At 54.4% G+C, this 24,823-nt stretch carries 22 protein-coding genes and 1 riboswitch; of the genes, 10 read left to right on the top strand and 12 right to left on the bottom strand.

The window, feature by feature from the left end:
- Window positions 1-7: 7 nt before the first annotated feature.
- On the top strand, window positions 8-2,326 hold the full coding sequence (gene feoB / locus IYV58_RS25885) for a Fe(2+) transporter permease subunit FeoB (protein WP_004126277.1): 2,319 nt from the start codon (window positions 8-10) through the stop codon (window positions 2,324-2,326).
- 9 nt (window positions 2,327-2,335) lie between these two features.
- On the top strand, window positions 2,336-2,572 hold the full coding sequence (gene feoC, locus IYV58_RS25880; RefSeq protein WP_004126276.1) for a [Fe-S]-dependent transcriptional repressor FeoC: 237 nt from the start codon (window positions 2,336-2,338) through the stop codon (window positions 2,570-2,572).
- Window positions 2,573-2,792: 220 nt separating this feature from the next.
- Here the strand turns inward: feoC and IYV58_RS25875 are convergent, their stop codons facing one another.
- Both IYV58_RS25875 and bioH read right to left on the bottom strand, forming a co-directional pair.
- Window positions 2,793-3,062 (bottom strand): YdgH/BhsA/McbA-like domain containing protein, encoded by a 270-nt coding sequence (locus IYV58_RS25875; RefSeq protein WP_004106665.1) that lies wholly within the window; start codon window positions 3,060-3,062, stop codon window positions 2,793-2,795.
- A 110-nt stretch (window positions 3,063-3,172) separates the two neighbouring features.
- A complete protein-coding gene (gene bioH / locus IYV58_RS25870) occupies window positions 3,173-3,955 on the bottom strand; it encodes a pimeloyl-ACP methyl ester esterase BioH (protein ID WP_004126275.1) in 783 nt (260 codons plus the stop codon).
- Between the two features lie 38 nt (window positions 3,956-3,993).
- Here bioH and gntX point away from each other — a divergent pair, with 38 nt between their 5' ends.
- The 5 genes from gntX to rsmJ all read left to right on the top strand — a co-directional run bounded on the left by gntX (window position 3,994) and on the right by rsmJ (window position 9,988).
- Window positions 3,994-4,668 carry a DNA utilization protein GntX gene (gene gntX, locus IYV58_RS25865; RefSeq protein ID WP_004126274.1) on the top strand — a complete coding sequence of 225 codons (675 nt, stop codon included), beginning with the start codon at window positions 3,994-3,996 and terminating at the stop codon, window positions 4,666-4,668.
- 58 nt (window positions 4,669-4,726) lie between these two features.
- The gene (nfuA, locus tag IYV58_RS25860; RefSeq protein ID WP_004126273.1) at window positions 4,727-5,302 is read left to right on the top strand and encodes a Fe-S biogenesis protein NfuA; all 576 of its coding nucleotides are present in this window, start codon (window positions 4,727-4,729) and stop codon (window positions 5,300-5,302) included.
- A gap of 330 nt (window positions 5,303-5,632) precedes the next feature.
- Window positions 5,633-6,949, top strand: coding sequence for a gluconate transporter (gene gntT, locus IYV58_RS25855; protein ID WP_004126272.1), 1,317 nt, complete (start codon window positions 5,633-5,635; stop codon window positions 6,947-6,949).
- A gap of 209 nt (window positions 6,950-7,158) precedes the next feature.
- On the top strand, window positions 7,159-9,201 hold the full coding sequence (gene prlC, locus IYV58_RS25850; protein WP_195729324.1) for an oligopeptidase A: 2,043 nt from the start codon (window positions 7,159-7,161) through the stop codon (window positions 9,199-9,201).
- A 7-nt stretch (window positions 9,202-9,208) separates the two neighbouring features.
- Complete coding sequence (rsmJ, locus tag IYV58_RS25845; RefSeq protein WP_142446994.1) at window positions 9,209-9,988, top strand: 16S rRNA (guanine(1516)-N(2))-methyltransferase RsmJ; 780 nt, start codon at window positions 9,209-9,211, stop codon at window positions 9,986-9,988.
- A 134-nt stretch (window positions 9,989-10,122) separates the two neighbouring features.
- Here rsmJ and dtpB read toward each other — a convergent pair whose 3' ends face one another.
- Window positions 10,123-11,565 carry a dipeptide/tripeptide permease DtpB gene (gene dtpB / locus IYV58_RS25840; protein WP_232391399.1) on the bottom strand — a complete coding sequence of 481 codons (1,443 nt, stop codon included), beginning with the start codon at window positions 11,563-11,565 and terminating at the stop codon, window positions 10,123-10,125.
- A 286-nt stretch (window positions 11,566-11,851) separates the two neighbouring features.
- Window positions 11,852-12,289 carry a universal stress protein UspA gene (gene uspA, locus IYV58_RS25835; protein ID WP_004126268.1) on the bottom strand — a complete coding sequence of 146 codons (438 nt, stop codon included), beginning with the start codon at window positions 12,287-12,289 and terminating at the stop codon, window positions 11,852-11,854.
- Between the two features lie 380 nt (window positions 12,290-12,669).
- Here uspA and uspB point away from each other — a divergent pair, with 380 nt between their 5' ends.
- Entirely contained in the window at window positions 12,670-13,005 is a 336-nt protein-coding gene (uspB, locus tag IYV58_RS25830; RefSeq protein WP_004126267.1) for a universal stress protein UspB, read from the top strand.
- 68 nt (window positions 13,006-13,073) lie between these two features.
- On the opposite strand, the gene pitA is transcribed toward uspB, so the two are convergent.
- Complete coding sequence (gene pitA, locus IYV58_RS25825) at window positions 13,074-14,570, bottom strand: inorganic phosphate transporter PitA (RefSeq protein WP_004126266.1); 1,497 nt, start codon at window positions 14,568-14,570, stop codon at window positions 13,074-13,076.
- Window positions 14,571-14,799: 229 nt separating this feature from the next.
- Here pitA and IYV58_RS25820 point away from each other — a divergent pair, with 229 nt between their 5' ends.
- A complete protein-coding gene (locus IYV58_RS25820; protein ID WP_032741979.1) occupies window positions 14,800-15,996 on the top strand; it encodes a BaiN/RdsA family NAD(P)/FAD-dependent oxidoreductase in 1,197 nt (398 codons plus the stop codon).
- Window positions 15,997-16,030: 34 nt separating this feature from the next.
- Here the strand turns inward: IYV58_RS25820 and IYV58_RS25815 are convergent, their stop codons facing one another.
- The 5 genes from IYV58_RS25815 to IYV58_RS25795 form a co-directional block, all read right to left on the bottom strand.
- Window positions 16,031-17,914 (bottom strand): sigma 54-interacting transcriptional regulator, encoded by a 1,884-nt coding sequence (locus IYV58_RS25815; RefSeq protein WP_195729323.1) that lies wholly within the window; start codon window positions 17,912-17,914, stop codon window positions 16,031-16,033.
- Window positions 17,915-18,054: 140 nt separating this feature from the next.
- Window positions 18,055-19,218 carry a metallo-dependent hydrolase gene (locus IYV58_RS25810; RefSeq protein ID WP_004126263.1) on the bottom strand — a complete coding sequence of 388 codons (1,164 nt, stop codon included), beginning with the start codon at window positions 19,216-19,218 and terminating at the stop codon, window positions 18,055-18,057.
- Between the two features lie 12 nt (window positions 19,219-19,230).
- A complete protein-coding gene (locus IYV58_RS25805; RefSeq protein ID WP_004126262.1) occupies window positions 19,231-20,625 on the bottom strand; it encodes a DASS family sodium-coupled anion symporter in 1,395 nt (464 codons plus the stop codon).
- Window positions 20,626-20,691: 66 nt separating this feature from the next.
- Window positions 20,692-21,390 carry an RraA family protein gene (locus IYV58_RS25800; RefSeq protein WP_004126241.1) on the bottom strand — a complete coding sequence of 233 codons (699 nt, stop codon included), beginning with the start codon at window positions 21,388-21,390 and terminating at the stop codon, window positions 20,692-20,694.
- A gap of 11 nt (window positions 21,391-21,401) precedes the next feature.
- Window positions 21,402-22,355 carry a hydroxyacid dehydrogenase gene (locus IYV58_RS25795; protein ID WP_004106636.1) on the bottom strand — a complete coding sequence of 318 codons (954 nt, stop codon included), beginning with the start codon at window positions 22,353-22,355 and terminating at the stop codon, window positions 21,402-21,404.
- Window positions 22,356-22,658: 303 nt separating this feature from the next.
- On the opposite strand from IYV58_RS25795, the gene IYV58_RS25790 reads away from it, so the two are divergent.
- On the top strand, window positions 22,659-23,021 hold the full coding sequence (locus IYV58_RS25790; protein ID WP_305955100.1) for a LysR family transcriptional regulator: 363 nt from the start codon (window positions 22,659-22,661) through the stop codon (window positions 23,019-23,021).
- Here IYV58_RS25790 and IYV58_RS25785 read toward each other — a convergent pair.
- The gene (locus IYV58_RS25785; protein WP_004126233.1) at window positions 22,987-24,000 is read right to left on the bottom strand and encodes a magnesium transporter; all 1,014 of its coding nucleotides are present in this window, start codon (window positions 23,998-24,000) and stop codon (window positions 22,987-22,989) included. The two genes, IYV58_RS25790 and IYV58_RS25785, sit on opposite strands and share 35 nt — an antisense overlap.
- Window positions 24,001-24,056: 56 nt before the next feature.
- Window positions 24,057-24,240: riboswitch (M-box (ykoK) riboswitch) on the bottom strand.
- Window positions 24,241-24,405: 165 nt separating this feature from the next.
- The gene (gene nikR / locus IYV58_RS25780) at window positions 24,406-24,822 is read right to left on the bottom strand and encodes a nickel-responsive transcriptional regulator NikR (RefSeq protein ID WP_195729322.1); all 417 of its coding nucleotides are present in this window, start codon (window positions 24,820-24,822) and stop codon (window positions 24,406-24,408) included.
- Window position 24,823: the final 1 nt, after the last annotated feature.

The following is a 24,823-nucleotide window of genomic DNA, read 5'->3' as shown; positions in this document are numbered from 1 at the left end:
TATGAATATGAAAAAATTAACCCTTGGTTTAATTGGTAATCCAAATTCCGGGAAAACAACGCTGTTTAACCAGCTCACCGGCGCGCGCCAGCGTGTCGGGAACTGGGCGGGGGTAACCGTTGAGCGCAAAGAGGGTGGCTTCAACACCACCGATCATCAGGTCACGCTGGTAGACCTTCCTGGCACGTATTCCCTGACCACCATCTCCTCGCAAACCTCGCTGGATGAGCAGATTGCCTGCCACTATATTCTCAGCGGCGACGCCGACATGCTGATAAACGTGGTCGATGCCTCCAATCTGGAGCGTAACCTCTATCTGACGCTACAGCTGCTGGAGCTCGGCATCCCCTGCGTGGTCGCGCTGAATATGCTCGATATCGCGGAAAAACAGAACATCCGCATTGATGTCGACGCCCTGGCCGCCCGCCTCGGGTGCCCGGTGATCCCGCTGGTCTCCACCCGCGGGCGCGGTATCGAAGCCTTGAAAATGGCTATCGACCGCCATCAGCAGAATCAGGATATTGAACTGGTGCACTATCCGCGGCCGCTGCTGCGGGAGGCGGACAAGCTGGCGGAGATAATGGCCGCGGACATTCCGCCGCGCCAGCGCCGCTGGCTGGGTTTACAGATGCTTGAAGGCGATATTTATAGTCGCGCCTTCGCCGGAGACGCCGCCCACAAGCTGGACGTAGCCCTGGCGAATTTGAGCGAAGAGCTGGATGACCCTGCGCTGCACATCGCCGATGCCCGCTACCAAAGCATTGCCGCCATTTGCGATGCGGTCAGTAATACCCTCACTGCCGAGCCCAGCCGCTTTACCACAGCGATGGATAAAGTGATCCTCAACCGCTTCCTCGGCCTGCCGGTCTTCCTGTTCGTTATGTATCTGATGTTCTTGCTGGCGATTAATATTGGCGGCGCGCTGCAGCCTATTTTTGATGCCGGTTCCGTCGCTATCTTTATTCACGGCATACAGTGGATTGGCTACTCTCTTCACTTCCCGGACTGGCTGACGGTGTTTCTCGCCCAGGGGATTGGCGGCGGTATCAATACCGTGCTGCCGCTGGTGCCGCAGATCGGCATGATGTACCTGTTCCTCTCTTTCCTTGAAGACTCTGGCTATATGGCGCGGGCGGCGTTTGTCATGGACCGCCTGATGCAGGCGCTGGGTCTGCCGGGGAAATCCTTCGTGCCGCTCATCGTAGGTTTTGGCTGTAACGTCCCGTCGGTGATGGGCGCGCGTACGCTTGATGCGCCGCGCGAGCGTCTAATGACCATTATGATGGCGCCGTTTATGTCGTGTGGCGCGCGGCTGGCGATTTTCGCTGTCTTCGCCGCCGCCTTTTTCGGCCAGAACGGCGCGCTGGCGGTCTTCTCCCTGTACGTGCTGGGGATTGTGATGGCGATTGCGACCGGATTGATGCTGAAGCATACCATTATGCGCGGCGAAGCATCGCCGTTTGTGATGGAGCTACCGGTGTATCACGTTCCGCACGTGAAAAGCCTGCTCATCCAGACCTGGCAGCGCCTGAAAGGCTTCGTCCTGCGGGCAGGTAAAGTTATCGTCATCGTCAGTATCTTCCTCAGCGCGCTGAACAGCTTCTCGCTGAACGGTAAGATCGTCGATAACATCAACGACTCGGCGCTGGCGTCGGTCAGCCGGGTGATTACCCCGGTGTTTAAGCCGATTGGCGTACATGAGGATAACTGGCAGGCGACCGTCGGCCTGTTTACCGGCGCGATGGCGAAAGAAGTGGTGGTCGGGACGCTGAACACCCTCTACACCGCCGAAGATATCCAGAACGAAGCGTTTAATCCGCAGGCGTTTAACCTCGGCGATGAGCTACTGGCCGCGGTAGATGAGACCTGGCAGAGCCTGAAAGACACCTTTAGCCTGAGCGTGCTGGCCAACCCTATCGAAGCCAGTAAAGGCGACGGCGAAATGGCAACCGGCGCGATGGGCGTGATGGGCAGCAAATTCGGTAGCGCCGCTGCGGCGTACAGCTACCTGATTTTCGTCCTGCTCTATATTCCCTGCATCTCGGTCATGGGGGCGATTGCCCGTGAGTCGAGCCGTGGCTGGATGATGTTCTCGGTTCTGTGGGGGCTGAATATCGCTTACTCGCTCTCTACGCTGTACTACCAGACCGTCAGCTTTAGCCAGCATCCGCGCTATAGCCTGGTGTGCATTCTGGCCGTTGTGTTATTTAATATTGTGGTCTTCGGCCTGCTGCGCAGAGCACGTAGCCGGGTGGACGTCTCGCTGCTGGCGACGCGCAAAACGCCGTCGTCCTGCTGCCAGAGTCCGGCTGGCGATTGTCACTAAGGAGCGATGATGGCGTCGTTAATTGATGTGCGCGATATGCTGGCCCTGCAGGGGAGGATGGACGCAAAGCAGCTCAGCGCTCGCCTGCAAGCGCCGCAGCCGTTGATCGACGCGATGCTGAGCCGCCTGGAAGCGATGGGTAAAGCGGTGAAAGTGACCGAGGATGCCGATGGCTGCCTCTCCGGCAGCTGTAAAAGCTGCCCAGAAGGCAAAGCCTGCCTGCGGGAGTGGTGGTCGCTGCGCTGATGGGTATGTAAAGGTTGATTTCCCCGGATTGCGGCTTACGCCTTATCCGGGCTACACGCCTGTGCGGTTTGAGTCTGGTAGCCCGGGTAAGGCGTTTACGCCGCGACCCGGGAGATTCGATCACAGATTTGTACGGTTTTGGGGTGGGGAGCGCGGACAGTCTCACCGCGACGTCTCCGGGCCCAGGGCTGCAAGCGGGTCCTGAGACCCGCTTTCTGGCTTACTTGTAGACGTCCGCGTTAGCGTGAACCGTTTTCTCGTTCTTCTCGCCTGCAATCACCACGAAATAGGTGCCACCCAGCTCATCCGCTTTTTTCGACAGATCGCGCTTTGCATCCATCGGAGAGGTCGTTCTTGAGGTGGTAATAGAACCAATTTTGGTCAGGTTCATCTTAGCCACTTCGTCTTTTTGAATTTCCTTGGCGGCGAATGCGCCGAAGGACAGGGAGCCAATCACCAGAGATGCAACAATTCCTGTAACAAGTTTCATAGCCTCTACTCTCCATTAGGTTGTTTTTTTAGGTCACGGGTCCGACGTGAAATAGTCAACCCCCGCAACAACCTAAGTATTGCTGCACCTTGCGTTTTTACCACGTCCCGCTAAAAAAATTTATCGATCTCATGCTTCAGCTCAATCAGCGGAGCGCAAAACGTCTGCGGATGTGAAATGAATGGCGCATGGGCGGCTTTATCGAAGACAATCGACGTGCTTTTTGGCCACAGCGCATCGAGAACCGGGATGATTTTACGCGGCACCAGGCCATCCAGGCGACCGTACAGGCGCAAAAACGGCACGTCGAGGGTAGTCAACGGCTGGCGTAAATCGGCGGTTTTGAGGATCTCCAGCCCGCCGTTTAAAACCTCCGGCGACGGCATCGGTAGCGACAGTACCGTGCTCTTCAGCGCTCTCGCATCCTGACGCGCGCTTTCGGTACCCATGGTTTGCAACGCCAGAAAGCGTTCGACGGTGCGTTGAAAATCTTCGCTCAGCTGCTGCTGAAATCCGCTCAGCACGTCGGGCTTAATGCCGGGCCAGCTGTCGTGAGCGCTGAAGCAGGGGGAAGAGGCGACGGTGACCAGCGCCTGCACGCGATCGGGATGGGATAACGCGACCTGGCTGGCCACCAGCCCGCCGAGGCTCCAGCCTAGCCAGATCGCGCGATCCGGCGCTTTTTCCAGCACCCGCTGCGCCATCTCTTCCAGCGACATCGCGCCAAAGCCGCCGCTGCGGCCATAGCCAGGAAGATCGACGAGGTGCAGCGTAAAATGCGAAGCCAGCTGCGGCGTGATGCAATCCCACACTTTGGCATTCAGCCCCCATCCGTGCAGCAGCACAAGATGACAATTTCCTTCGCCCGTGGTCTGCCACGCGATCGTTTTCATCAGTTACTGTTCTCTTTCCACCAATATGAGGGGGAAATATGCTAACAGCACACAGCTTATGCTGGCTATGCCAAATGCCGCTAGCCATCGCCGACTGGGGGATCTGCTCGCGATGCACGTCGGCGCTGCTGGCGTCTGAACCGCTGTGCCCGCAGTGCGGCCTGCCGGCCCAATCAAGCGCGCTGCCCTGCGGGCGCTGCCTGCAAAAACCGCCGCCGTGGCAGCGGCTGGTGACGGTGAATGACTATCGACCGCCGCTGAGCGGCCTGATTCACCAGCTGAAATTCAATAAGCGGCCCGAGCTGGCCCCGGCGTTGGCGCGTCTGCTGCTGTTGCGCATTCGCCTGCGTCGGGATCTTCCCCGCCCGGACCGGATAATTAGCGTGCCGCTCTGGCAGCGGCGCCAGTGGAAGCGGGGGTTTAATCAGAGCGACCTGCTGTGTCGGCCGCTATCCCGCTGGCTGGGCAGCGCCTGGCGTAGCGACGCGCTGACCCGTCGGCGCCGTACCGGCACCCAGCATCAGCTCAGCGCCAGATTGCGTAAACAGAATCTGAAAAACGCCTTTCAGCTTGAATTGTCGCTACAGGGTCACCATATCGCCATTGTGGATGATGTCGTCACAACCGGAAGCACCGTCGCCGAGATATCCCGCCTGCTTTTGCGAAACGGCGCCGCGACGGTTCAGGTATGGTGTATATGCCGTACCTTGTAGACCCCTGCTGATGGGCGTATTATAACCCAGTAAAATAGTCAACTATTAGGCCAACGCTATGATCCGTATTTCCGATGCTGCACAAGCGCACTTTGCCAAACTGCTGGCAAATCAGGAAGAAGGGACACAAATTCGCGTATTTGTGATCAATCCCGGCACCCCTAACGCCGAGTGCGGCGTGTCCTACTGCCCACCGGATGCGGTGGAAGATTCCGATACCGCGCTGAAGTTTGAACAGCTCACCGCTTATGTCGATGAACTTAGCGCGCCGTATCTGGAAGACGCTGAAATCGATTTTGTTACCGACCAACTGGGCTCCCAGCTGACGCTGAAAGCGCCAAACGCCAAGATGCGCAAAGTGTCCGACGATGCCCCGCTGATGGAGCGCGTCGAGTACCTGCTGCAGTCGCAAATTAACCCGCAGCTGGCCGGTCACGGCGGGCGCGTCACGTTGATGGAAATCACCGAAGATGGCCTGGCGATCCTGCAGTTCGGCGGCGGCTGCAACGGCTGTTCGATGGTCGACGTGACGCTGAAAGAAGGGATCGAGAAGCAGATGCTAAACGAGTTCCCGGAACTGAAAGGCGTACGCGATCTGACCGAACACCAGCGCGGCGAGCACTCCTACTACTAATTATCCGCCCGGTTGCCTTTGCGCAGCCGGGCGGCTCCCCCATGTTACCGCGCAACATTCCCCGCTAAGCGACCCGGCAAAAACCCGGGAAAGAGTATGACTTAAGTCTCATATTTGAAATTTTCACCGCCCAGGTGATTCTCAAACTTCATATGTTACCCGTATCATTCACTTCAGGCGCCACAGATAAAAAAATAGCCAGCTATCCTTTCTCTGGGTAAGGATAAAGCCAGCTTCTACGGCGTCAGACATTTTTTGTTCCGGTCGGAACGGATGAAGTCAATGTTGAAACTATGACGTTACCCATAACAAATTAAGGCCAGGTAAATCATGCCATTAGTCATCGTTGCTATCGGGGTTGCCCTGTTATTGTTGCTGATGATCCGTTTCAAGCTGAACGGGTTTATCGCTCTGGTTCTGGTGGCACTTGCCGTCGGGCTCATGCAGGGTATGCCTCTGGATAAAGTTATCGTCTCCATCAAAAACGGCGTTGGGGGAACCCTCGGCAGCCTCGCGCTGATCATGGGCTTCGGCGCGATGCTCGGTAAAATGCTGGCGGACTGCGGCGGTGCGCAGCGTATCGCCACCACGCTGATTGCCAAATTTGGTAAACAACATATTCAATGGGCGGTTGTGCTGACCGGTTTTACCGTCGGCTTCGCCCTGTTCTATGAAGTGGGCTTCGTACTGATGCTGCCGCTGGTCTTTACCATCGCCGCATCCGCCGGTATCCCGCTGCTCTATATCGGCGTGCCGATGGCGGCCGCGCTCTCCGTGACGCACGGTTTCCTGCCTCCGCACCCGGGCCCGACGGCGATTGCCACTATTTTCCATGCCGACATGGGCAAGACCCTGCTGTTTGGTACGATTCTGGCGATCCCGACGGTTATCCTCGCGGGCCCGGTTTATGCGCGCTTCCTGAAAGGCATCGATAAGCCGATTCCGGAAGGGCTGCATAACCCGAAAACCTTCACTGAAGAAGAGATGCCGGGTTTTGGCGTCAGCGTCTGGACCTCGCTGGTCCCGGTTATCCTGATGGCGATGCGCGCCGTGGCCGAGATGGTTCTGCCGAAAGGCCACGCCTTTCTGCCGATCGCTGAATTCTTCGGCGACCCGGTGATGGCGACGCTGATCGCGGTACTGATCGCGATGTTCACCTTCGGTCTCAACCGCGGTCGTTCAATGGAGCAGATTAACGATACGCTGACCTCCTCGATCAAAATCATCGCCATGATGCTGCTGATCATCGGCGGCGGCGGCGCCTTCAAGCAGGTGCTGGTCGATAGCGGGATGGATAAATACATCGCCTCTATCATGCATGAATCCAATATGTCCCCGCTGTTTATGGCGTGGTCGATTGCTGCGGTTCTGCGTATCGCGCTGGGTTCCGCCACCGTTGCGGCTATCACCGCGGGCGGTATCGCCGCGCCGCTGATCGCCAGCACCGGCGTGAGCCCTGAACTGATGGTTATCGCCGTTGGCTCCGGCAGCGTTATCTTCTCCCACGTTAACGATCCGGGCTTCTGGCTGTTTAAGGAATACTTCAACCTGACCATCGGCGAGACCATTAAGTCGTGGTCAGTGCTGGAAACCATTATCTCCGTGTGCGGTTTGATCGGCTGCCTGCTGTTGGGTATGGTGGTGTAAGCCAGTTATCGCCTTAAAACGGGCCGGGTCGCCGCGATGCGAACCCGGCTTTTTTATGCGTGATGGCCACAACGGCCAGACTTATCGCAGTAATACCCGCCTGCGCGCGGCGCCTGACATTGAAATTCACCCAACTATCCCCCATTCTAGATCCCATGCTACAGCGCGGGACGCGCGCTTCATTCACCCTATTCAACAGGACTGCGCATATGACCAATCCATTACTGACGCCTTTTTCATTACCGCCATTTTCTGCAATCAAACCCGAGCACGTGGTCCCCGCGGTCACTAAAGCGCTGGATGACTGCCGGGCGGCGGTAGAGCGCGCGGTGGCGCAAGGGGCGCCGTATACCTGGGAAAATCTTTGCCAGCCGCTGGCGGAAGTGGACGATGTGCTGGGGCGCCTTTTTTCTCCGGTCAGCCACCTGAACTCGGTTAAAAACAGCCCGGAGTTGCGCGAAGCCTACGAACAAACCCTGCCGCTGCTCTCCGAGTACAGCACCTGGGTTGGGCAACATGAAGGTCTGTACAAAGCGTACCGCGATCTGCGCGACGGCGACCATTACGCCACCCTGAATACCGCGCAGAAAAAAGCGGTCGATAACGCGCTGCGTGATTTTGAACTCTCCGGTATTGGCCTGGCGAAAGAGCAGCAGAAACGCTACGGCGAAATCGCCGCTCGCCTCTCCGAGCTGGGCAATCAGTACAGCAACAACGTGCTCGACGCGACCATGGGTTGGACCAAGCTGATCGCCGATGAGTCCGAGCTCTCCGGGATGCCGGAAAGCGCGCTTGCCGCGGCGAAAGCCCAGGCTGAAGCCAAAGAGCAGGAAGGGTATCTGCTGACCCTGGATATCCCGAGCTATCTGCCGGTGATGACCTACTGCGACAATCAGGCGCTGCGTGAAGAGCTGTATCGCGCGTATTCCACCCGTGCCTCCGACCAGGGGCCGAACGCCGGAAAATGGGATAACGGCCCGGTGATGGCGGAAATTCTTGCCCTGCGCCATGAACTGGCGCAGCTGCTGGGCTTTGACAGCTATGCCGATAAGTCGCTGGCGACCAAAATGGCGGAAAATCCGCAGCAGGTGCTCGACTTTCTGACCGACCTGGCCAAACGCGCCCGTCCGCAGGGTGAGAAAGAGTTGGCTCAGCTGCGCGCCTTCGCCAAAGCCGAATGCGGCGTTGATGAGCTGCAGCCGTGGGATATCGCTTACTACAGTGAAAAACAGAAGCAGCATCTTTACAGCATCAGCGATGAACAGCTTCGCCCGTACTTCCCGGAAAACAAAGCCGTTAACGGCCTGTTCGAAGTGGTTAAGCGTATTTACGGCATTACCGCGAAAGAGCGTACTGACGTTGACGTCTGGCATCCGGAGGTGCGCTTCTTCGAACTCTATGATGAAAATAACGAGCTGCGCGGCAGCTTCTACCTCGATCTCTACGCCCGCGAACACAAACGCGGCGGGGCGTGGATGGATGACTGCGTCGGCCAGATGCGCAAGCTTGACTGCACGCTGCAAAAGCCGGTCGCTTATCTGACCTGCAACTTTAACCGTCCCGTCAGCGGTAAGCCGGCGCTGTTCACCCACGATGAAGTGATCACCCTGTTCCACGAATTTGGTCACGGTCTGCACCATATGCTGACCCGTATCGATACCGCTGGCGTCTCCGGCATCAGCGGGGTACCGTGGGATGCGGTCGAACTGCCGAGCCAGTTTATGGAAAACTGGTGCTGGGAGCCGGAAGCGCTGGCGTTTATCTCCGGCCACTACGAAACCGGCGAGCCGCTGCCGCAGGAGCTGCTGGAGAAAATGCTGGCGGCGAAAAACTACCAGGCGGCGATGTTTATTCTGCGCCAGCTGGAGTTCGGTCTGTTCGACTTCCGCCTGCATGCAGAGTTCAGCCCGCAGCAGGGCGCGAAAATCCTCGAAACGCTGGCGGAAATTAAGCAGCAGGTCGCGTTGATTCCTGGTCCGTCGTGGGGCCGCTTCCCGCACGCCTTCAGCCATATCTTCGCCGGAGGTTATGCGGCGGGCTACTACAGCTACCTGTGGGCCGACGTGCTGGCGGCGGATGCCTTCTCGCGCTTCGAAGAGGAGGGGATCTTCAATCGCGAAACCGGCCAGTCGTTCCTCGACAACATCCTTAGCCGCGGCGGTTCGGAAGAGCCAATGGTCCTGTTCAAACGCTTCCGCGGTCGCGAGCCGCAGCTGGACGCGATGCTTGAGCATTACGGTATTAAGAGTTAATCCTGTTGTGAAAATTTGTTTAATTGATGAAGCGGGCGCCGGAGACGGCGCCCTATCCGTTCTGGCTGACCGCTGGGGGCTGGAGCAGGATGAGGACAACCTGATGGCGCTGGTGATGACGCCCGAGCATCTGGAGCTTCGCAAGCGCGATGAGCCGAAGCTTGGCGGCATCTTCGTCGATTTTGTCGGTGGGACGATGGCCCATCGGCGCAGGTTCGGCGGCGGCCGCGGCGAGGCGGTGGCGAAAGCGGTGGGCATCAAAGGCGACTACCTGCCGGATGTGGTCGATGCGACCGCCGGTCTGGGAAGGGATGCCTTTGTTCTTGCCTCCGTGGGCTGTCGCGTGCGGATGCTGGAGCGTAACCCGGTGGTTGCCGCGCTGCTCGACGATGGCCTGGCGCGCGGCTACGCCGATGCGGAGATCGGCCCGTGGTTGCAGGAGCGGTTGCAGCTGATCCACGCTTCCAGCCTGACGGCGCTGACCGATATCACCCCGCGTCCGCAGGTGGTCTATCTCGACCCGATGTTTCCGCATAAGCAGAAAAGCGCGCTGGTGAAGAAAGAGATGCGGGTATTTCAGTCGCTGGTGGGGCCGGATTTAGACGCCGATGGTCTGCTGGAACCGGCGCGACGGCTGGCGAGCAAACGGGTAGTGGTTAAGCGACCGGACTACGCGCCGCCGCTGGCGGACGTGGCGACGCCGAACGCAGTCGTGACCAAAGGCCACCGGTTTGATATATACGCCGGAACGGCGGTTGAGCCACAATCCGGGCATGTTTCTGACTGAAATAGCGTGCGTGCTTCCCCCGGGGGCGGCGCTCATCGCGCCTTGCCCGGGCTATGGGTTCGTGCGGTCTGGGGGGGTGTAGCCCGGATAAGGCGTTAGCCGCAATCCGGGAAACCTTGTCGGCGGCCGCGTTTTTACGCGCTTTTTGTATTAATCATCCGGTTCAGCCACGGCACCATGATCGCCATGACCACCGTTACGCCCAGGGTCACCAGGCCAATTTTGCTGAAGACATCGGTATAAATCGGCAGCGTCTGTAGCGGGTCGGTAATATTGTCCGGTACGGCGGTGAAGGTCGCCACGTAGCCGCCCAGCAGGAACGCGGCGGCCTGCGTCAGGAACCACATCCCAAGAATAAAGCCCATCAGATGCTGCGGTACCAGCGCGGCGACCATCGCCAGCCCCAGAGCGCTAATCAGCAGTTCCCCCAGGCTCTGGAACAGATAGACCAGCACGATAAACCACGGCGAGGTCAGCCCCTGGGCATCGGCAAACCACATTCCCGCGGCGGCGGCCGTCAGAAAGCCTAGCGCGCAAAGGAACATACCGAGGGTGAACTTCATCGGCATGGTCAAATCTTTGCCCTTATTACCCAAACGCGTATAGATAGCGGCGAGGATCGGACTGGCAACCACCACCCAGAACGGGTTTAGCGCCTGGAAACTCACCGGATTAATCGCGAAGCCGAGAATTTCATGGTGGACGTTGTTGATCGCAAAGAAGTTGAGTGAGGTGGGCATCTGCGCGTACAGAATATAAAACAGCACCGCTTCCAGCATCAGGATAAAGGCGACGAACATTTTGTTGCGTCCGGTCTTATCCAGCTTGAAGGCCTCGCGGAAGAAAAAAATCGTCACCACCACCGAGAGGATAATCAGCACCAGGTTGGCGATTTTGACGTTATGCATCAGCCAGGCGCAGAGAAAAATCATGACCACCGTTCCGGCCAGCACGTACAGCAGATTGCGCAGGCTTAGCGGCTTGCGGTCCGGCTCAGAGCCGATATCCTTCACCATTCCTCGACAGGCGAAGTAAACCAGCAGGGCGACGATCAGCCCTGCGCCGCACAGGTTGTAGGTCACCGCGTAGCCGAACTTATCGGCAATCACCGGCGCCAGCGAGAGCGACAGCAGCGAACCGATATTGATCGACATATAAAACAGCGTGAAGGCGCCATCCAGACGGGCATCTTTTGGCGGATAGCACTTAGATAGCAGGCTCGCCGGGTTGGCTTTAAATAGCCCGTTTCCCACCGCAATAGTCCCCAGCGCGATGAAAATCAAATTGGGTTGGTGCAGCGACAGGCCGGTCATAAAGTAGCCCGCTGCCAGCACAATCGCGCCCAGAACCAGCGTACGTTTCGTACCCAGCAGATGATCGCCGACATAGCCGCCGATGGAGATAAGGCCGTAGACCAGCGCGGCAAACGCGCCGAAGGTAATAAACGCCTGCTCCTGAGAAAAACCAAGCTGTTTAACAAAGAATACAGCCAGGATGCCCTGTACGCCGTAATAGCCAAATCGCTCCCATAGTTCCACAAAAAAGATCATGAAGAATGGGCGAGGTTGCTGCAGCAAGCCTGTCGGTGCGGTTGAATTCATCTTTCTTCGCCTTTAAGTCCTGTCCGGAAAAGTATGAACGCGTATGCCAAAACGCGCTGAAAAAGCTTTATTTTGCGTAATGATATGATGCTCATGGCTGTTAACAAATTATTATATGGGTAAATTGCCGGTGAAATGGTTGATAAATCTGGCATTGTGGTGATTTTGTGGATGTATGTGCTTTTTCTGCGGTGGGTGAGGCGAGAAACAAAAACGCCCGCGTTAGCGGGCGTTGGTCATCAGCGAATTAAATAACGTCCTGTTATTCGTCTTCTTCGTCGCGCAGTGGGACAATCAGCATATCAACGTGAACGGTGTTGATAAGCTGACGCGCTGAGGACATTAGTTTGCTCCAGAAGTCCTGATGGTGACCACAAACCACCAGGTCCATATCATATTTTTTAATCGCATCAACCAGAACCTGGCCGAGATCGCCGCTGCCGCTGAGGGTCTCAGTGATCGGGTAGCCCGCGTTAGTCGACAGCTCGCTTAACGCGTGATGAGTCTCTTCAGAGATGCGTTTCTGCATGTCGCCCAGATTGACGTCAATAAGGCCGGTGTAGAGATCGGAGTAATTCACATCCACGTGGATCAGGGAAACTTTTGCATTGTAGGGACGGGCCATAGAAACGGCTTTTTCTACCAGTACTTTGCTTTCCGGGGACAGGTCTACTGCAATAAGAATATGTTTGTAAGCCATAGTGTTACTCCTTCCATAAGTTGTCGATGACCGTTGGACCTGACAGCCAGCGCTGCCGCTTCGCCCGCGTCCTGCGTGCTACATTCGCGGGGGCTAGTCCTTAAGGACCTAATTGTAGAAGATATTTCTACCTTATAGCGCCCCTCGCGATCCGTCAATCCACCTTGTTCAGCGAATAGTTAAACAAATATATCCGACTTATGCATTGATAATGATTAACGTTGTGGTAAAAAAATTAACTGATCTCCTACACTATTTAATGAGCCGGTCGGATAAATAAACGTGATCGGAATCGCACTCTTTTACTGTACAGTCGGTTTGCTATTGGGGAGCGGTAGTCCCGGAGGGAGCCTCCGAGGACGGGTCGCCGGGGAGGAGGTATGATCAGCACTATTGCGCTGTTTTGGGCCCTGTGTATCGTATGTGTAGTGAATATGGCACGCTACTTCTCGTCGCTGCGTGCATTGCTTGTTGTGCTACGTGGTTGTGACCCTTTGCTCTATCAATATGTCGACGGCGGCGGTTTTTTTACGTCGCACGGACAGCCCAGCAAACAGATGCGCCTGGTGTGGTACATCTACGCTCAGCGCTACCGCGATCACCATGACGATGAGTTTATTCGCCGCTGCGAGCGGGTTCGTCGGCAGTTTATCCTCACCAGCGCGCTATGCGGCCTGGTGGTGGTCAGCATGATTGCCCTGGCTATCTGGCACTAGCTTTACGGCAGGCAAAAAAAACGGGCCAGTTTCCTGACCCGTTTGTCTCTCTTCTGACTGATACCCGCTTAGATAAACTGCAGCGAGAGCCAGTACAGCGCACCGGACAGCAGAATCGCTGCCGGCAGGGTGAGCACCCAGGCCATCAGGATGCTGGTGACGGTTTTCTTCTGCAGACCGCCGCCATCAACGAGCATCGTCCCCGCTACCGAGGAGGAGAGCACGTGGGTGGTGGAAACCGGCATCCCGGTATAGCTCGCCAGACCAATCGATACGGCTGCGGTCATTTGAGCTGACATACCCTGCGCGTAGGTCATCCCTTTCTTACCGATTTTCTCGCCGATAGTGGTCGCCACGCGACGCCAGCCGATCATGGTGCCGATTCCCAGCGCCAGAGCAACCGCCATAATAATCCAGATTGGCGCATACTCGATGGTGCTCAGCATATCGGTTTTCAGCTTCTTCAGCAGACGCTTATCGTCAGCATTCACTTCCGGCAGTTTAGCCACTTTATCGGTGGTGTCGGAGATGCAGAGCATAATACGGCGCAAATGGCTACGCTGCTCAACGGAGAGCGTGTCGTAGCTTTCGGTGCCGGCCAGCATCGTCTTCACGCGGTCAAGTGCGTTGATGGTGTTGGCCGGGTGGCAGTGAAACTCGCCGTTAGCGGCTGCCCCTGCGTCCGGAGACGGAATGAGCTGCTCGGCGCCGGTCGCTTTCTTCAACAGCTCAGGGCGCTGCTGGAAGAAGGTTTCCACATTGTTGACCGCATCGCGGGTACGGGTGATTTCGTAGCCGGAAGCGTTCATATTGACCACGAAGCCCGCCGGAGCAACGCCGATCAGAACCAGCATCACCAGGCCAATGCCTTTCTGGCCATCGTTCGCGCCATGGGAGAACGCGACGCCAATGGCGGACAGAATCAGCGCAATACGCGTCCAGAATGGCGGCTTTTTCTTGCCGTCTTTCTTTTCACGCTCGGCTGGGGTCAGGTGGATACGGGCGCGTTTTTTGGTTCCGCTCCAGTAGCGACGCAGAATGAAAATCAGGCCGCCCGCCACAACCAGACCCACGATTGGCGAGATGATCAGCGAGCCAAAAATACCCATGACTTTCGGGATGTTCAGCGCATCTACCACCGACGTGCCGGTCATCAGCGCATTGGTTAAACCAATACCGATGATCGCGCCGATCAGAGTGTGCGAGCTGGAGGCCGGAAGGCCGAAGTACCAGGTGCCGAGGTTCCAGATGATTGCCGCCAGCAACATGGAAAAGACCATGGCGAGGCCATGCGCTGAACCCATGTTAAGCAGCAGGTCGGTCGGCAACATATGCACGATGGCATAGGCTACGCTGAGACCGCCCAGCAGAACGCCGAAGAAGTTAAAAAGAGCCGCCATCGCCACAGCAAGCTGCGACCGCATTGCGCGTGTGTAAATCACAGTTGCAACAGCGTTTGCGGTATCATGAAAACCATTGATCGCTTCGTAAAAAAGCACGAAAGCCAGAGCAAGCAATAATAATAGCCCGGTATGTAAATCCAGACCGGCAAATAAATGTAGCATAGGACGTTACGCCATTTTGAGGACATGAACGCGGCGCATTATCAGTGACTTTCGCGGCGCGGGCAAAGTGAAATATAGACTTTTTTTGATTTTCTTCCTGTTTAAGTTTTACCTTGTTGGGAGTATTCCTATATCTTTCAATAAGGTACATAAATCTGTTTTTTTCAGGCTGGTGCGACCAGAATGAAAAATTTACAATTCCCGACAATCGGGATATGAGGAATGTTGTGTGGAAAGGTTTGATGCCATCGTAATCGGCGCCGGAGCGGCGGGAATGTTTTGTGCGGCGCAGGCGGGGCAGGCAGGTTGCCGGGTACTGTTGCTCGATAATGGCAAAAAGCCCGGGCGTAAGATCCTGATGTCCGGCGGTGGCCGTTGTAACTTTACTAACATGTATATCGAACCCGCGGCATATCTCAGTCAAAACCCGCATTTTTGCAAATCTGCGCTGGCGCGCTACACCCAGTGGGACTTTATCGATCTGGTTGGCAAATACGGTATTGCCTGGCATGAGAAAACTCTGGGCCAGCTTTTCTGCGATGATTCCGCCGAGCAAATCGTTAACCTGCTGCTGGCCGAGTGCGAAAAAGGCGGCGTGCAAATTCGTCTGCGCAGCGAAATTATCGGCGTTGAACGGGATGATGAGGGCTACACGCTACAGCTTAACGGCGAGACGGTGGCGGCGAAAAAGCTGGTGGTTGCCTCTGGCGGACTGTCTATGCCGGGCCTCGGCGCCTCGCCGTTTGGCTATAAGCTTGCCGAGCAGTTTGGCCTGAAGGTGCTGCCGACCCGAGCGGGCCTGGTGCCGTTCACCTTGCATAAGCCGCTGCTTGAACAGCTGCAGGTGCTTTCCGGGGTGTCGGTACCCTCGACCATCACGGCGGAAAATGGGACCGTCTTCCGGGAAAATCTGCTCTTTACCCACCGCGGGCTGTCCGGACCGGCGGTACTGCAAATTTCCAGCTACTGGCAGCCGGGAGAATTCGTCAGCATCAATCTGCTGCCGGATTGCCATCTTGATGACTTCCTTAACGAGCAGCGTGCGGCGCATCCCAATCAGAGCCTGAAAAACACCCTCGCGATGCAGCTGCCGAAGCGGTTGGTTGAGTGCTTACAGCAGCTGGGCCAACTTCCGGATGTCACCCTGAAACAGCTTAACGTTCGCGAGCAGCAGGCGCTGGTTGAGACGCTGACCGCATGGCGCGTCCAGCCGAATGGTACCGAAGGCTATCGCACGGCGGAAGTGACCCTCGGCGGTGTCGATACGAATGAGCTCTCTTCGCGCACCATGGAAGCCCGAAAGGTGCCCGGTTTGTACTTTATCGGCGAAGTGATGGACGTCACCGGCTGGCTGGGAGGCTATAACTTCCAGTGGGCGTGGGCATCAGCCTGGGCTTGCGCGCAGGCTTTAGCGGAACAGAAATAACCGCTTGCTCTGTATCCGCAGACCCGGCTCCGCCTTATCCGCTGATATTGTGCTGCTTTAATTTGCGCCACAGGGTCGTGGGACTGATGCCGAGCATCACCGACGCTTTGGTTCTGTCCCCGTCGGTTTTTTCGATGACATCGGTAATCAGCCGTTTCTCTTGTTTCTTTAATAAATCGGTTTCATCTGATGTCACGCCCGTGGCCGGGAAGTGAGAGCTCTCGTTGTCGCCATCCGGTGAAATTTGACCGATCTGCAGCAAAACGTCTTTGCTCACTCGATCGATGTCCAGCAGGACGATGAGCCGGTAGATAACCGCCTGAAGTTCACGAATGTTGCCAGGCCAGCTATAGCGATGCAAAAAATCCACCGCGTCGGGGGTGAATGTGATTTGCTTACCTTGCTGATAAAGCAGGTTCTGAATCAACAACATGATATCGCCCGGTCGTTGGCGTAAGGCCGGTAGACTCAACTCAAGAATATTAATTCTATAGTACAGATCCCGCCTGAACTCACCGCTGGCGACGAGCTGGCGCAGATCCTTATTGCTGGCGGTGATCAGGCGAAAATCGGCGGTGATCAACGTATCGCCCCCGAGACGAGAGAATTGCTTCTCTTGTAACACGCGCAGCAGCTTAACCTGTACCGATAACGGCGCTTCGCTGATTTCATCGATAAACACTGTGCCGTTCATCGCCATTTCAAACACACCCGGTTTTCCGCCCTTACGTGCGCTGGTAAATGCGCCGTCGGCATAGCCAAAGAGTTCGCTTTCCAGAATACCCTCAGGGATGGCCGCGCAGTTAATCGCGATAAAAGGGCTATGGCTTCTGGCGCTATGGTTATGAATACTCTGGGCGAAAAGCTCTTTGCCTGTGCCGGTATCGCCTAAAATATGAATGGGAAGTTCGTGGCGGGCGCACAGTTTAGCTTTTTTTATGACATCGCGTATCGCCGGAGACTGGCCAATAATGTCGTCGAAAGACCAGGTTGTGGAAAAACCGCGGAGCTTACTTTTTTTGCTGATACTATTTTGCCAAAGCGAGCTTTCCTGGCTTAACCCCGTAATAACGGCATAAGATATTTTTGGGTTAGAAAAATGGCGCACGGAAATATGAATCGTTACGCCGTTAATGTCTATAGCCTGCTCTTTGATGTCTAATTCATTAATAATGCTGGCATAAATCTCTTTAAAGGCTTCTTTTTTGAATAGTTTATCTCCGGCTTGACATTGAAATAATTCAACACCGGTGGCATTGATATTTATAATTTCACCAAGCTGATCAATGCACATAATACCTTCACGCGCCTGATTCAAGGCTGAATGGCTCATGATTAGCTTGCTGTTTTCTCGATTAATGTATTTCAATAAACTGTGAGATTCATTGATGGCCTGTTCAATGGAAATGTTATCGGTATCACCCATGATTGCATTGAGGTGATATTTTTGCGCCATTTCAGCAACGGTCAGGCCGCCGATTACGGTATGATAATTATTCTCCGAAAGATTCTTTATGACATTTTCAATATCGTGATGGTTGTAAACCTGACAAATTTTAAACTCTTCATTGGTCATGTTTTGGTAATGGCGCAAGGCGCTACAAAATTGCGGGAAGCCAACGGCGGCAATTTTTTGCGATTTGCTGTTGGCTTCTTGTAAGATGCGATAAACGCCATGAAAATCATGGGCGATTTCAACGACAGGGATAGTAATGTTGCTACGCAAGAGTGCGGCGGTACCGCCCCGGCTAATAATTATCTTAGTGCCGGATTGAATCATCTCATGGGCTTTGTCGAGAACATCTGAATAACGAAATTCATAGACGGGGATGTCGAGCTTTCTTTCAATAAGGACATTCATAATTCTTTGGGTTATTGTCCTGGAAACTGAAAAGATAACAATTTCATTATTATTCATGCATTATTCTCGCAGGCATCAGAGTAGGCAAGCCTTAGTATATGATGAGACCGAGGAGAAGCAATGAGGGAAGTCATGTTATGAGTGATTCAGAATAAAAGCCCTACGCCGATGTAGACGTAAGGCTTCATAATTAGCGATTAGAAGCGCAGGCGGCGATAGACGATTTGACCATTACACAGAGTTGCGCAGTTATCAATGTAACGGTCCCCTTCAATTTTAACGCCCTGAGTATCTTCAAAAACAATCTTCTCTTTTCGCAGCTTAACAATGGAAATATCAGCACAAGCACCGGGCGCCAGGGTACCAATTTGTCCCTGCATTTTCATTAAGCGCGCCGGCGTAGCGGTTACCGCGCGAACGATATCGAAGAAGGACATTCCCATGTTGAGATATTTCGACATGACGTGGAGCAGACTGTAGACCTTATCCGTCCGTAAGCTATTTCTCAGGGTGAGATCGGTACTAATGATATCCGGATAGAATCCCTGCTCCATGGCGGTTCTGGCAACGTGAAAATCAAAGTGGGCCACGCCGTTTGAACAGTCGAAGATAACCCCCCGGGTCTGCGCCTCTTTTATCGCCGCATAGACCTCGCCCTGTTCATTAAGAATCGAGTGGCCGGTACCGTGGAAGCAGTGTGCGTAAATATCATCGGCATTAAAATAACGGATCAGTTCATCGGCACAGAGAAGCGAGTCCGTGACGTGAACGCAAATCGTGGTATCCAGTTTACGCGCCAGGGAGACGGTAGAGAGAAGCGGGTCGCTGGCGTACTGTTTCCCTTTGGCGATATCCTGGCTGTAGCGTAGTTTCAAGCCGAGAATATTGTCTCTATTGCCATTTAGGGTTTGGGCTATCTTCTCTTCGTTGTAATTTGCCGGGTTGGTATTTTCCAGATAACCGGTCGGCCCGCCCCCGAGGGTGGAAAGCCCGACGTTGACCACGTTCAAATAGCTTTTGATTTTCACCATGGCAGGATGAATCACGCTGTTGCGAAAAAGCTGATAATTCACCCAGCCGCTGCTGCCGGCATCGACCATGCTGGTGACCCCGTTGGGCAAGCATACGATGTCAGGGTTGACGCTGATGGCGGTTCCGCCGTGAAAAACATGACCATGGAAGTCGATTAAACCAGGCAGCACGATACAACCCGCGGCATCAATCACCGTTTCGGCCTGCAAATCGTCAACGGCATTTAAGTCCACGATGCGATTACCGATAACGCCAATATTGCGATTAATATAATCATGGCCTTCGAGATCGGCGACCAGACCGTTTTTAATCAGAATATCCAGTTTCATTTTTTGCTCCTGTTAAATGCCGATAAACTTCCAGTAGGGGATACCGATCAGGAAGAAGATTAATACGTTGACCACCACCATGATGGTGCCCAGCATCCAGAACGTTTTTTGCGGGACATAGCCGCTGGAGAACGTAAATACGCCAGCGCCGTTGCCGTAGTGCGTAAGCAGTGCGCCGTATCCTGCGGAGAAGGCCAGAGAAAGCGCCACGTACATAGGATGCGCCTGGGTCGTCATTCCCAGGGTAAAGAGTACCGGATAGAAAGAGACGACGAACGCGCTATTCGAGACAAAGAAATAGCGGACAGCAAGGCTGATAAAGACCAGGACGGCAATCGCGCTGATTTCATTCAGGTGCGACAGGTCGAGATAGTTTTTGATAACGTCCACCAGAAAGACGTAGAAACCGCCTTTTGATAGGGCAACCGCACATCCATAAAACGCGCCATACCAGACGAAAGTTTGCCAGGCCGATTTTTCACTCACCACGTCATTCCAGCTCAGCACGCCGAAAAGCAGCAGACAGGCGAGAAACGCCAGGCCGACGGGAATAAAGGCGATACCGGTGATGGAACCCGTCATCCAGCCGAGCACGCCCAGAACAAAGAACACGATCAGCAGCTTCTCTTCGCGTTTTACCGGACCCAGTTCACGCAGACCCTTCTCGGCAATTTCATTGACGTTATCGATAACTTTCAGTTCCGGCGCGTAGATTTTATACAGTATCCACGGCGCGAGCAGCAGCACCAGTCCGGCAGGCACCACGGCAGCTTTAAACCAGGTCATCCATTCGAGATTCACTTTCATGATCTCATTGGCCAGCGAGACGGTAATCGAGTTAGTCGCCATCCCCGTCAGAAACAGGCTGGAGGTTCCCATTGAGACGACGTACATCAGGATGGTCAGATAGGCGCCGATTTTCCGGCTACCGTCGTCGGGCTTAGAGCCCAGCGCTTCGGCGATGTTCCTGAAGATGGGATAGGTGATGCCTCCCGAACGGGACATATTTGAACCCGTTGCCGGGGCCAGTACGGTATCCGTCACCATCATCAGATATCCCAGGGTGAGGGTATTTTTACCGTAGCGTTTTAGCAGCAGATAGGCGATACGTTTACCCAGTCCGGTGATAACAAACGCTTTGCAAATAATAAAGGCGCTGATAATAAACCAGACCATAGGGCTGCCAAAACCGGCAAACAGGGGAGCAGGGTCGAGAACCAGAGAGGCAAACCCGAGAATAATCAGCATAATGACCGCATCGGTAAACGGGCGCAAAACCAGCCCGCACAGCATCGCCAGATAGATGCCAACCATATGCCAGGTCGGTGCGGAGACGCCTTCCGGGTGCGGTATTATCCAAAATAAAACGGGGAAAAAGATAATGGGCAAGAGTTTTAAATAAAGCATTTTTATTACCTTTGCTTTAATGCCGCGGCCCTTCAGGGCACCGCGGCCTGATATTATTTAATCAAATTAACGATACATGTCGTCGATAAACTCAACGCCTGTCTCATCCAGTGATTTTTTGACCCAAAGGCGATTCGCGGTGCCGTTTTTGGCGGCCTCTACTTTGCTGGCATCGAATTTTGCATACTCTTTGGCTTTATTCAGTACGGCTTCTGCGTCGCCGAGGGGGATTACAATCACGCCATCCGCATCGCCGACGATCAGGTCGCCCGGACAAACCGCGACGCCGCCAACGGCGATCGGCGTGTTCACCTCTCCCGGACCTTGTTTAAACGGGCCCGCGGGATTGGAGCCGGTGGCGAACAGCGGAAAATCGAGAACCGACAGCGCATCGATATCGCGGATAGGTCCATCCAGCACGATACCGGCGACTTTCTTCATGCAGTGGGCATAGGCCACCATGATCTCGCCCATCAACGCTCGCGAGCGGTCGCCTTCGTTGGAGACCACAATCACATCGTTCTCACCCGCCATATCCAGCGCGGCGTGCAGCATCAGGTTATCGCCCGCGCGAACTTTTACGGTGATGGCGAAGCCCGCCATAATCGGTTTTTTCGGCGAAGAAATACGTTTAATTCCGTTACCCAGTACGGCAATGCGGTTCATGGTGTCAGCGATATTCGCCGCCGGGAGCTGTTCAAATTCTTTAAGGAGATCGACGCTGCAGGCTGGACGTTTTAAAAAAATGCGGTTACCAATAGTCATGTTCTTTCTCCTTAAAAACCCGGGACCGGCCAGGACGGCTTCTTACCGGATAAGACTTCATCAATGCCAATAGCGGAATGGAGCGATGCTCTGTCGGTCGCTTCGATAGTGGCGGCGCCAATGTGCGGGGCAATCACGATATTGCTTAGCGAGAAAATCGGATCGTTGGCATCAAACGGCTCTTTCTTTAAAACATCCACGCCCGCCCCGGCGATAGCGTGGGTGCTCAAGGCGTGATACAGCGCTTTTTCATCGACCAGCTTTCCGCGTGCGGTATTAATGAAGTAGGCGGTGGGCTTCATCATGGAAAACTGTTTCTCACCGACAAAATCAGTGGTTTCCGCGGTTGTTGGGCAGTGCAGAGAAACAAAGTCGCTTTCTTTGAAAATACGGTCAAAATCGTCGGTAAGCTCTACGCCTTCGGGGATCTGCTGCTGAGTTTTATACGGATCGTAGGCGATAACTTTCATATTAAAGCCATGCAGCGCTTTTATTGCCACGCGTGAACCGATATTTCCCACGCCAATCAGGCCCAGCGTTTTACCATCCAGTTCCACTTTTGGCGTGCGCAGTTTTGCCCAGTAATAATCTTCAAGCATCTTTTCCTGTACCAGCTTGAAATTACGCGAGCAGTGCAGCATATAAAATATGGCCAGTTCGGCAACGGACATACTATTAGCAATGGGCGCATTTAATACGACTACGCCATGACGTTTAGCGGACTCCAGATCGACCGTATCGTAACCAGCACCATGTCGTGCAACGACTTTCAGCTTTTTAGCCGCCTCAAATACGCGATCGGACATTTTTGAAAGGCGTACGATAATACCGTCGCAATCCCCAATGTCGCGAATGATATCTTCTTCTTCCATCCCTGAGCCGTTAATCAGCTGATAACCGCGGCTTTCCAGATATTCTCTTCCTTCCGCCATGATTTCCTGCGGGAGTAAAATTTTGTAGGTCATTTAACTATCTCCAGTGTTGATTACGTGGAGGTAATTGCATGGGGTGTGCCATAAATTAATATTGTGCGAATTAAATTTTCAACTACATGATAAATATTCAGTTTTTTTATTTTTGTTTTTGCGGCTGAGTGATGCTCTTCACATATTAAGATAGTGCTGTGGGTTGGGATATTTAATTTTGAAATGGTTGAAATGCAAAATTAAATGAGGCGGCTATTCGCTTCACATTTTCTGTTGTTGATGCAAAGTAAAGGTTTGTTTGTATCCATTGACATTGTTCAGCGGACAACTTAAAACGTCAGGGTGACGTTTTCTCAAGGGGAATTATTGCCAGTGAATAAACTACAGCTGGAGATATTCATGCTTATGGTTCAGGAGGGGAATATTCATTGCGTATCTCAGCGGCTAAGTATTGAACCCTCTTCGATAACAACCAGCATTTGTGCGCTTGAAAATGCGCTGGGTTTCAATCTTATTAAGCGCGGCAGGAATATCAGAAAAGTTATCTTAACGGAAAAAGGGCACGCGTTTTATCGACTTGCCCCAGAGTTACTGAGATTGCTTAATGTGATTGCGGATATTCGGGCAGGAATAAAACAGCCCGGCAAATCTTTCCCGCCGGGCAAGATAATCAGTTCAGCCCAAGGAAATACTGGGCGATTTTGAAGTAGATAATCAGTCCGGTACCATCGATAAGGGTGGCGATAAACGGCGCTGAAACTACCGCCGGGTCGATACCGACGCGTTTGAGCGTCAGGGGGATCACCGACGATACCACCGCGCTCCACAGGGTAATACAAACCAGCGTCAGGCTGACGATCAGGGTGATCTCCATGCCGATGCCCATCATCCAGGCGCGCAGGCAGCCCGCCAGACCGAGCGTAATGGCGATCAGCAGCGAGGTTGAGACCTCTTTACGGATCACGCGCCCCATATCGCGCAGCCGCACTTCCCCGAGCGCCATGGAACGCACGAGGGTGGAGGTGATCTGCGTCCCGCTGTTGCCGCCGGTACCAATCAGCAGCGGAATGAAAAAGGCCAGCGCGATAGCTGACTCCAGCGCCTCTTCAAAATGCTGTAACACGCTGCTGGTGTAGGCTTCGGCGACGAAGAGCAGCAGCAGCCATACCGAACGTTTTTTCCATAGCGCCCACGGGCTGGTTTCCAGATAGGGCTTTTCCAGCGGCAGCGTTGCCCCCTGGCGCTGAGCATCCTCGGTCACGTCATCTTCCAGCAGATGCGCAATCTCTTTTTCCATCAGGCAGCCGACCAGCTCGCCCTTTTCGACCACCGGCACGAGATCGAGCCCGCGCTCGGCCAGTTCGGCGACCACCTGTGGACGCGGGTCGTCAGGCCTGACGCGAAACAGGCAGCTATCCATTAAATAACGAATGGATTGTGCGGCATCGCTCTCCTGCAGCAGCTTTTTTATCGATAAGCTGCCGCGCAGTTTTTTTCCGGCGACGACAAAAACCTGGCCGGGGATCTCATCGCTGGCCAGCTGAGAAACAAACAGCTCGCGGGCTTCATGCACGCTAAGATGTTCCGGCAGGGTGATGAAATCGGTACGCATGTACTGGACGATCGCGTCGCCGTCGAAAGCCGAGGTGGCGTGGTGTGCGGCGCGCAGTTGAATGGAAGACATGGTGTAATTCCCTATAAAAAATCACTCATAGGGGCGAACAAGACAGGATGAGCACAGGCAGATCCCTACGTCCTGGTTTTAGCACTGCACAACGTATCTGTCCGGCATGAACGCCGTCAGAAGTTACCTTGGCAACACCTTGATTCGATGGAAGCCTGTATTTCCCTGAGTGGTCTCTCTCGATACCAACAGGGCGGTAACTTATGTTTATGCAGGAGCCTCGCCATAACGAGATCGTTAAATGAGACGTGATTATTAGCGAAGTGAAATAATTAACCAAACGTATAATTCATGTTGTTTATTAATCGTTGAGAAAAACCGCTACGAGGCGCATGGGCCAACGAGCCAGCATGATAGCGTTAGCTCCGCTCGCGAGTTAAAAAGCCGTTTATCGCCGCGCACAGTTTATGAGTAGGGGGATTCCTTCTCCATCGGCAGGCACTGCAAATGGCCGTGGCGCACGCCGCGCTGGGCGATAACGTCATCGGCAAAATGCTGAACGTCGCCCATATCGCCTTTCAACACGGCGATTTCGAGACAATCATCGTGGTTGATATGGACGTGAAGGGTGGCGACCGAGAGATCGTGGTGGTGATGCTGGGTGGAGACTAAACGGCTGGCGAGATCGCGTTTCTCATGCTCATAAACATAGGAGAGGACCGCGAAGCCTTGGGTACCTTGCTCCTGAGTGGTTTCCTGGGCCAGCGCGCCGCGCAGAATATCGCGGATGGCTTCGGAGCGATTGTGATAGCCACGGCGCTGGCTGAGGTTATCCAGCATGTCGAGTAAATCGTCATCGAGAGTAATCGTGATACGTTGCATC

Origin of the sequence: Klebsiella sp. BDA134-6 (genome assembly GCF_015601345.1) — a bacterium.
GTDB lineage: Bacteria > Pseudomonadota > Gammaproteobacteria > Enterobacterales > Enterobacteriaceae > Klebsiella > Klebsiella grimontii.
This window is presented reverse-complemented; position numbering and strand designations above follow the sequence as displayed.